We start from the raw sequence: 8,769 nt of genomic DNA on the forward strand, positions 1-8,769 counted from the left end.
CCCACGGCCAGGTCGGCGATCAGGCCGATGGCCATGCCGCTGCTACGCGCCGTGGTCTGGGCCCGGTCCAGGCAGCGGGCGATCAGCCATTGGCAAAAGGCGTAATAACCGATGAGCGCCTGGTGCCCCTCGGCAAACCGCAATAGCGCCGGGCTGTCGGGGTTGCGCCATTGTTCGGGCCACTCGCGCCAGTCGAAGCTGTGATGCCCGGCCACACAGGTTTCCTGCAGGGCCTCAAAGCGGCAGTGGTTTTCCAGTGCTTCGCCACCCAGCTCGCGAAAGTGATTGAAGTCGGCCAGCAGCGGGTGTTCGTCCCGGGCAAAGTCGTTGTAGAGCTGACGCAGCAATGTCTGTTTGGCCAGGGTTGCGGCTGGCCAGTCGATCAGCGGCAACTGTTCAAGACGTTGCAGTTCGTCTCTCAGGCCTGTGGCTTCAATGGCCCTGTGCAGTGCCTCCTCGCCAAGGATACTGGCGGGTGCTGCATACAGGCTGTTGAGAAACAGGCGACTGGAAGGTGAGTACGGGCTGTAATGTTTGGGCGCGCTGCTGAACATGGCGTGCAGGGGGCTGATCGCCAGCGCATCGGCGCCGCGCTCACCCACAGCCTGCAACAGGGTTTCGAGTGCCCGGGTATCACCAAAGCCGCCATCGCCGTGGCGCCGCAGCGAGTACAGTTGCACGCTGACACCCCATGCCCGTGGCGCTGTCTGATGCAGGGCATCGCCGATACTGAAGCACCTGGCCGGGGCCACGGCCAGGGTGAACTGTTGATCTTCCAGCTGCACCCGGTGGTAGCCGACGGGGATCATGCCCGGCAACATGGCGTCGGCATCCAGCTGGATTGGCAACGCATCGCCGTTCTCCAGATGCACGATGCACTGACTATGGGCGTGAAAGTAGCGTGACAAGTCCAGGGCCTTGCCGACGTCTGCCGTGAGCAAGGGCGGCAGGCGTTTGTTCTGCTGCTCCAGTTGCAGGTTGAGCAGACTGGTTTCGATGGCTTCGGCGCTGTCGGCGGGCAATCCCAGCCCCGCCAGAATGGCCTCCAGCACCTGTGGCCTGACCCTCTGTGGCTGGCCGTTGGCATCAATCCAGTCAACGGCCAGTCCGGCCCGGCCGGCGAGTACTTCAAGTTGCGCTTCGCTCATTGGCGGTTCCCTTGATGGCGATAAATGAACGAACGTCAGGCAGATCCGCAGGGCTCATGGCTTCACGGTGCGAAGCAATGACTTGGCAACCAGTTGCTCATACAGCTCGGCATAGGGTTCCACGGCCTTGCACCAGTTGAATGGAGCGGCCATTGCGCGGCAGCGCATGGCATTCAACAGTTTGGGGTAGCTGAACACCTTGAAGGCGCGCTTGAGTGCTTCCTCGTAGCTGGCCACGGTGGACTCGTCGAACAGAAAACCGGTCACGCCGTTTTCGATGGTGTCCGCCAGGCCGCCGGTGTTGCGCGCTACTGGCAGCGAGCCGAAGCGTTGTGCATACATCTGGCTCAAACCGCAGGGTTCATAGCGCGAGGGCATCAGCAAAAAGTCGCTGCCCGCGAACATGCGCCGTGCATCGGTTTCATTGAAACCGATGCGTACTCCGATCTGACCCGGGAAGCGCAAGGCAAGTTCACGCATGGCCTGTTCTTCTTCGGGTTCACCGCGGCCGATGATGCAAATCTGCCCGCCCGAAGCGACGATAAAGGCGGCCACGGCTTCGGTGAGGTCCAGGCCCTTCTGGTAAACCAGGCGCGACACGACGGCAAACAATGGCCCTTTGGAGGGGTTGAGGCCGAACAGGGTACGCACATGGGTGGTATTGACGGCGCGGGCATCCCAGTCACCGATACCGAAGGGCGCCACCAGATGGGGGTCGGTGGTGGCTTCCCAGCTTTCATCGATGCCATTGGGAATACCGCTCAACAGGCCTTGTTGGGTCTTGCTGGCCAAAAAGCCATCGAGTCCGCAGCCAAAGGCCGGGGTGGTGATTTCGGCGGCGTAGGTCGCGCTGACCGTAGTGATGTGGCTGGCGTAAGCCATGCCGGCCTTGAGAAACGACAGTTTGCCGTAGAACTCCATACCGTCCTGTTGCAGGGCATGGTGCGGGATGCCCAGCTCCGGGCAGCAGGCGCGGCTGAATACGCCCTGGTAGGCGAGGTTGTGAATAGTGAACAGGGTGGGGGTGCGTTGCCCGCGCCAGTGCATATAGGCCGGGGCCAGCCCCGCGGGCCAGTCGTGGGCATGCACGAGGTCGGGTTGCCAGTGTATCTGTGCCAGATTGGCAGCGATATCGGCTGCAGCCAGCCCCAGGCGGGCGAAACGGATGTGGTTGTCGGGCCAGTCGCGGCCATTGTTGGCGCCGTAGGGCGTGCCTTCGCGCTCATAAAGCTCAGGGCAGATCAGTACATAGATGACCAGGCCGTCGGTCATGTCCATGCGTCCGATCTTGCAGGCGGGCAGGGCGGCATGGCCACCGAGTTCACCGATGATGTGGATCGGGTTGTCGCTGTTGAGCACTTGTGGGTAGCCGGGGATCAGCACCCGTACATCATGCAAGTGACGCATGGCCCGCGGCAGTGCTGCCGACACATCACCCAGGCCACCGGTCTTCACCAGGTCGGCCAGTTCGGAGGTGACAAACAGCACCTTCTTTTTATTGGGATTGGCGTTTATCACCGCCAGCGCGGGCCTCCCTGCAGGGGCCAGATCTGGCAGTGAAATCAGCTCATTCACAACTTGCGGGGTCAGACGTTCTTCTTGATGTGGCGCAGCAGCACTGATCATGAATCTCTCCCGTTGTATTTATTGATCTGCTAACGGCCACCCGGCCGGCACTTCCCCACTGACTGATCGGCCATGTCATCCACGGCAAAAATGCGTAAAAGATGATTTGGGCACTGCAAGGAATGCACCAACAGCTGCAACCCAGCCCCAAGTTGGCCTATCACGGGCGAAGAAGATCCGATTATTCAAATACGACAAATACACGCCGTAGATGCGACAGCGTTGAGTGTAGAAGAGATGGGTCAAGCTGCTAGCTAAAGGCAGTGTTTTTTGTAAGGCAATGAGAGTTGTCTTGTAGGAAAAGTATCTATCACAAAGTCTGTTTCAGTCTTTGTAGCAGCTGACGAGCGGAGCGAGGCTGTGTTCGGCTGCGCAGCAGCCGTAAAATCAGACACTGCGATATGCTAGCCCAATCGGGTTCGCAGGGTTCACGGCCGCTACGCGCCCGAACGCAGCCTCGCTCCGCTCGTCAGTTGCTATGGGGATGGGGGGCGGTTCTGCAAAAAAACAGGGCGCGCGCACCGATGTGGTGCGCGCGCCTCGCGTATTTCAGTTGCCAGGGTACTCGGCAATCACCTGGTCTTTACCGTCGTTGCCCAGGCCGATCACCTGGTAGGCGTGCTTGCGGTCACCCATTTCCATACCCAGCGAGCCCATTGGCATGCCCGGTACAGCGATACCCTTGAGGTCGTTGCGCTGGGTCAGTGCCACCACTTGCTCGGCAGGCACGTGACCTTCAACGAACTTGCCGTTGATCACTCCGGTATGGCACGACGCCAGCCGGGGCTGCACACCGAGGCGCTGTTTGACGCTGGCCATATCCGTTTCTACATGGTCATTGACCTTGAAGCCGTTGCTCTCAAGGTGAGAAATCCAGGCTTTGCAGCAGCCGCAGTTGGCATCGCGGTGCACATCAATGGTCAGTTGTTCGGCCGCTTGCGCCAAAGAGGTCAACAACAGGGCCGAGAGAGCGAAAAGGCGCAATGGAGTCTTCATCGAGATCCTCTATACGAAAAAACGTCAGCCTGAGCGACAGGGACTGTCAGGCAACTGATGGACAGATGACAAATCTGTCAGGTTGGGGCGCTTTGGGTGGAATCAAGGCACTATAACCTCGTTCCCTTAATCGCTCACTTTTCTGATGTGTACCGTATATGGCGCTTGCCGTTCCACCCGATTTGTCTGACACCGATGTGCGGGTACAACCCTTGGCGCGTACTTATCCCCGTGGCCTGTATATCGAGCCGCATCAGCACGAGTGGGGGCAGTTGCTCTTCACAAGCAGCGGCGTGATGTGGGTCGATACCCCGGATGAAGCCCTGGCCGTGCCACCGCAGCGGGCGGTGTGGTTGCCGCCGCAGGTGCCCCACGGGATTCGCGTGGTGTCGGATTTGCAGATGCGAAATATCTATTTGCCACCCAAGCTGGCCAGCACCCTGGACCGTCGTGTACAGGTGATTGAAGTCGGCCGCTTGCTCAGAGAGCTGATTATCAAGTTGGTGGAGCAGGCGGACGGGCAAACGGCCTACACCGAGGCTCTGCTCAATCTGACGTTGCTGGAATTGCAGCGGGCCCGCCGAACCCAGCTTAAGGTGCCCATGCCCGATACCCCGGACCGGCGCCTGCTCAACCTGTGCCAGTCGGTCATGGCCAGCCCTTCGCTGGATATCGCCTTTGAGCAACATGCCGAGAACGCCGGGGCCAGTGTACGAACCCTGGCCCGTCTTTTTCAGGGCGAACTGGGCATGGGCTTCGCCCAGTGGCGGCGGCAGGTGCAATTGGCAACCGCCGCGGCCGAGCTGATCCAGGGCGCTTCTGTTAGCCAGATCTCACGCTCGCTTGGTTATTCGCCCAGCAGTTTCAGCGATATGTTCCGACGCGAGCTGGGTGTGAGTCCTTCTTTGTATGCCTCAGGTCAGGTAGCAGAGATCTGAACTTGTCCGGCAGACAGAAGGCATTGGCAGAAGCACCACGCTTGTCGGCCATAAACTGGGGCATCTCTACAGCATCCAGAGGGCTGAATATGAAAGCACTGCAATTTTCCAAAACCGGTGATCTGGCGGCGCTGAACCTCGTTGAGTTGCCGCTGCCGGTACCTGGTGCCAATGAAGTGCTGGTGCAGGTCAGGGCTGCGGGCCTGAACCCCAGCGATGTGAAAAATGTACTCGGCCGTTTTCCCTACACCACCTTGCCCCGCGTGCCCGGTCGGGATTTTGCCGGGGTGATCGTGGATGGACCGCAGGCGTTGGTGGGGCAGGAAGTCTGGGGTACGGGTAAGGAACTGGGGTTCTACCGGGACGGTTCTCATGCGAGCTATTTGGTCTTGCCGATTGAAGGCGTTGCGCTGAAACCCAAGTCGCTGAGTTTTGAGCAGGCCGCCAGCCTGGGCGTGCCTTACACCACGGCGTGGGATGCTCTGCAACGAACGGGTGTAGGCGCGGATACCCGTTTGCTGGTGATCGGTGCCAATGGCGCGGTAGGCACCGCGGCTATCGCGCTGGCGAAAGTGCTTGGCGCGCGGGTGCTGGCGGCGGTGCGTCGTACCGAGCAGGCGCAGGTGCTGCTGGAGCAGGGCCTTGAAGTGCTGGTTCTGGATAAACCGGAGTCGCTGGGGGCTCAAGTGAATGAGGTATTTGCAGGTGGCGCTGAAGTGATTTTCGACACCACTGGCCATTGGTTGCCAGCGGCAGTGTCGGCGTTGCGCACTTTCGGGCGAATCGCCTTTATTGCCGCACCGCTGGACGGTCATGTGCATTTGCCTGCGCTGGCCCTGTATCGCAAGGGCGGGTCGCTGGTCGGGGTCAACACGCTGCTGTATAGCTGCGGCGATTGTGCGCAAAGGCTCAATCAGTTTGGCCAGTACTTCGATCAAGGGCTGTTGCCGGCACCGGGTGGTTTTCAGGAAGCGGCCCTGGCGGACGGACTGGCCTGTTATGCGCAGGTCAATGAAGGTGCGTGCGCCAAAGTGGTGCTGATCCCGTAGGCACTGCCTGAACTGTGGGTGCGGGCAGGCTCGTTCCCACAGAGGCAAGTGCTACCCGATTATTGCCCCAGCCGCAAGCTGGCGCGAATGCCATTGACCTCAGGCTCGTTGGCTTTGTAGCCGTCAGCCGGGCCTGCGTAGGAAAGGGCGTAGGCGCTGTTGCCCTGGGTGGCGGCCACCAGGGTCTGAGTGATCACGTGGTTGCCGTTCTGGGTGATCTTGCAGGTGGTTTGCAATGCGTCCAGCCCGCCCAGGGTGCTGCTGTGGATCTTGTTGCAAGCGCTCTGGTAACCGCCTTTGGCGAAATTCTGCTGCAAGGTTTTGCGCATTTGCAGCAACACCGCCTCCATATTGACCTTGTGCTCGGGCGCCAGGGTCGACTGAGTCAGCTCCATAACCATCTGCGGGTCACCATTGGCATCGTTCTTCACCGCCCGCTGGCGCACACTGCTGTCGTCCGGGGCAGGGGGGACGGCCTGCACTTCCCAGCCGCCGGGCCAGGTAATCATCAGACCGTCGGCGCTGGCCATGGGCGCTGCAGCCAGCAGGCACAAGCCGATAAAAACGGGAAAACGTCGGGCAAAATGCATGGTTCTCGGGCCTTTTGAGCGATGGGGGGACTTCAATAGTGTATCAATTGGTGTCCAGGTATTGCTTTGCAACGTGACATCATTTCGACCATTGCTCAGCTAAACCTTTGCTTCTTATGTCTAATCCCGGACAATCGCGCCCCTCTTATGGCCGGGGCGATGTCAGCAAGATGTTTCTTGTCCGCCCCGGCTGCGTGGTAACGACCGGCTAGCGGAGATTCGACCGGATGAATGACCAGGCTAACAGCGTCGACGAACGCTTCGACGAGACACCAGCGACCCTCACTCGCTGGAATCGTCATGACACCACCTGGATGCTGGGCCTGTTTGGCACGGCGATTGGCGCAGGTACCTTGTTTTTGCCGATCAACGCAGGGCTTGGCGGCTTTTGGCCGTTACTGATCCTGGCGCTGCTGGCGTTCCCGATGACCTTTTACGCTCACCGCGGCATGACCCGCTTCGTTCTCTCCGGGCGTGAAGGCTCAGATATCACTGACGTGGTTGAAGAACATTTCGGCCTGCGTGCGGGTGCTGTGATTACGTTGCTGTACTTCCTGGCCATCTTCCCGATCCTGCTGATCTATAGCGTAGCGCTGACCAACACGGTTGGCAGCTTTATGCTCAACCAGATGCATATCACTCCACCTCCACGGGCAATCCTGTCGCTGGTGCTGATTCTGGGCTTGCTGATTGTGGTGCGCTGCGGCGAGCAGGTGATCGTCAAGGCCATGAGCATGCTGGTCTACCCGTTTATCGTGGCGTTGCTGTTTTTGGCGGTGTTTTTGATCCCGCACTGGAACGGCGGCATTCTCAGTACCGCGACTACGCTGCCTGCGCCTTCGGTATTGCTGCATACCTTGTGGCTGGCGATTCCGGTGATGGTTTTTTCCTTTAACCATTCACCGATCATTTCGGCGTTCGCCGTAGACCAGAAGCGCCGGTATGGCGCCAATGCCGATGAGCGCAGTTCGCAGATCCTGTCCCGTGCTCACCTGCTGATGGTAGTGATGGTGCTGTTCTTCGTGTTCAGTTGCGTGCTGACCCTGTCGCCGGAACAACTGGCCGAAGCCAAGGCGCAGAACCTGTCGATCCTGTCCTACCTGGCCAACCATTTCAGTAACCCGACCATCGCTTTTGCCGCGCCACTGATTGCTTTTGTGGCCATTGCCAAGTCCTTTCTGGGCCACTACATCGGCGCCAGCGAAGGCCTTAAAGGCCTGGTACTGAAAACCGGCAAGCGCCCGGGCGCGAAAAACCTGGACCGCATGACGGCCGCTTTCATGTTGGTGGTGTGCTGGGCTGTGGCCACGCTCAACCCGAGCATCCTGGTGATGATTGAAACCTTGGGCGGGCCGGTGATTGCAGCCATTCTGTTCCTGATGCCGATGTACGCGATTCGCCGGGTGCCGTCTATGCGCCAGTACTCGGGGCAGATCTCCAACGTGTTCGTGACGGTTATCGGCCTGATTGCGATCTCCTCGCTGGTGTACTCGCTGATCCCTTGATGCATGCCCCTGTCGCCGCCGTCCTGGCGGCGACAGGGCGCTGATTGACCCGCGCAAGCCGTCCAGGGCTTGAGTCTGGCCGGTACTGCGAATATGATTGCGACCCATTCCTATTCGCAGTGTGCCCACGGCACGTCCCGAGGGTTTCCGTGTCGCCATCCCCGCCGAACCCGCCGTTGCTGCACGCAGATGTGCAAAGCCTCTACAGCGATCACCATGGCTGGCTGCTGAACTGGCTGCGCAGGCGCCTGCGAGATACCGACAATGCTGCCGACATGGCGCAGGACACCTTTCTTTATGTGCTGGGCAAGCCGGAACAGGTTGCGCATTTGCGCGAGCCACGGGCCTGGCTGAGCACCATTGCCAAGGGCCTGTTGATTGACCGCTTCCGCCGCCAGAAAGTCGAGCAGGCCTATTTGCAAGCGCTGGCTCACTTGCCCGAGCAGCACATGCCTGCCCCCGAAGAACGTTTGATCCTGCTGGAAACCCTGACCCGCATCGATGCGTTGCTCGAGGGCCTAAAAGCCAATGTACGCACTGCCTTTTTGCTGTCACGCCTTGAAGGGCTTGGCTATCAGGCTATTGCCGAGCGCCTGGGGGTGAGCGTGAGTTCAGTGGAAAAATACATGGCCACGGCCATTCGCCATTGTTTTCTGATGCGTAACGCCCTGTGAGCGCTGGTTCGTCGCCGCCAGGATTCGCCCCCCATGTCCTTGACCAGGCGATTGACTGGCTGGTCAAAACCCAATCCGGTGCGGCGCCGCCTCAGGTGTTTGCGGCGTGCGAGCAATGGCGCGCAGCCGATGCCAGCCATGAAGCCGCGTGGCAAGCCCTGCAAATGACCGAAGCGACCTTGCGCCAGGCCACGGTGCTGCCGGGTCGTTTGGCTTTGGACACCCTGGCCGGCAGTGGCCGCC

Annotated in this window: 9 protein-coding genes; 5 read left to right on the forward strand and 4 right to left on the reverse strand. The window is 60.0% G+C overall.

From position 1 onward, the window contains the following. The 3 genes from GHO42_RS00375 to GHO42_RS00385 form a co-directional block, all read right to left on the reverse strand. Positions 1-1,148: 4-alpha-glucanotransferase (locus tag GHO42_RS00375; RefSeq protein WP_178110354.1), on the reverse strand; the 1,148-nt coding region annotated here is incomplete at its 3' end. A 54-nt stretch (positions 1,149-1,202) separates the two neighbouring features. Further along, positions 1,203-2,774: a glycogen synthase GlgA gene (gene glgA / locus GHO42_RS00380; RefSeq protein ID WP_095002374.1), complete on the reverse strand. Its 1,572-nt coding sequence runs from the start codon at positions 2,772-2,774 to the stop codon at positions 1,203-1,205. 549 nt (positions 2,775-3,323) lie between these two features. Then, on the reverse strand, positions 3,324-3,770 hold the full coding sequence (locus tag GHO42_RS00385; protein ID WP_153328282.1) for a DUF411 domain-containing protein: 447 nt from the start codon (positions 3,768-3,770) through the stop codon (positions 3,324-3,326). A 158-nt stretch (positions 3,771-3,928) separates the two neighbouring features. Between GHO42_RS00385 and GHO42_RS00390 the strand changes: the two genes are divergently transcribed. Next, a complete protein-coding gene (locus GHO42_RS00390; RefSeq protein ID WP_153328284.1) occupies positions 3,929-4,708 on the forward strand; it encodes a helix-turn-helix transcriptional regulator in 780 nt (259 codons plus the stop codon). An 89-nt stretch (positions 4,709-4,797) separates the two neighbouring features. Beyond that, the gene (locus GHO42_RS00395) at positions 4,798-5,757 is read left to right on the forward strand and encodes a zinc-binding alcohol dehydrogenase family protein (RefSeq protein ID WP_153328286.1); all 960 of its coding nucleotides are present in this window, start codon (positions 4,798-4,800) and stop codon (positions 5,755-5,757) included. Positions 5,758-5,816: 59 nt separating this feature from the next. On the opposite strand, the gene GHO42_RS00400 is transcribed toward GHO42_RS00395, so the two are convergent. After that, positions 5,817-6,347, reverse strand: coding sequence for a DUF4946 domain-containing protein (locus GHO42_RS00400; RefSeq protein WP_095002378.1), 531 nt, complete (start codon positions 6,345-6,347; stop codon positions 5,817-5,819). 227 nt (positions 6,348-6,574) lie between these two features. Here GHO42_RS00400 and GHO42_RS00405 point away from each other — a divergent pair, with 227 nt between their 5' ends. The 3 genes from GHO42_RS00405 to GHO42_RS00415 all read left to right on the forward strand — a co-directional run. Continuing rightward, positions 6,575-7,852, forward strand: a complete 1,278-nt coding sequence (locus tag GHO42_RS00405; RefSeq protein WP_153328289.1) for a serine/threonine transporter — start codon at positions 6,575-6,577, stop codon at positions 7,850-7,852. 149 nt (positions 7,853-8,001) lie between these two features. Further along, the gene (locus GHO42_RS00410) at positions 8,002-8,526 is read left to right on the forward strand and encodes a sigma-70 family RNA polymerase sigma factor (protein WP_095021203.1); all 525 of its coding nucleotides are present in this window, start codon (positions 8,002-8,004) and stop codon (positions 8,524-8,526) included. After that, positions 8,523-8,769: FecR/PupR family sigma factor regulator (locus GHO42_RS00415; protein WP_371928107.1), on the forward strand; the 247-nt coding region annotated here is incomplete at its 3' end. The genes GHO42_RS00410 and GHO42_RS00415, both read left to right, overlap by 4 nt.

It is taken from the genome of Pseudomonas sp. FSL R10-0056 (assembly GCF_009600105.1).
Lineage (GTDB): Bacteria > Pseudomonadota > Gammaproteobacteria > Pseudomonadales > Pseudomonadaceae > Aquipseudomonas > Aquipseudomonas bubulae.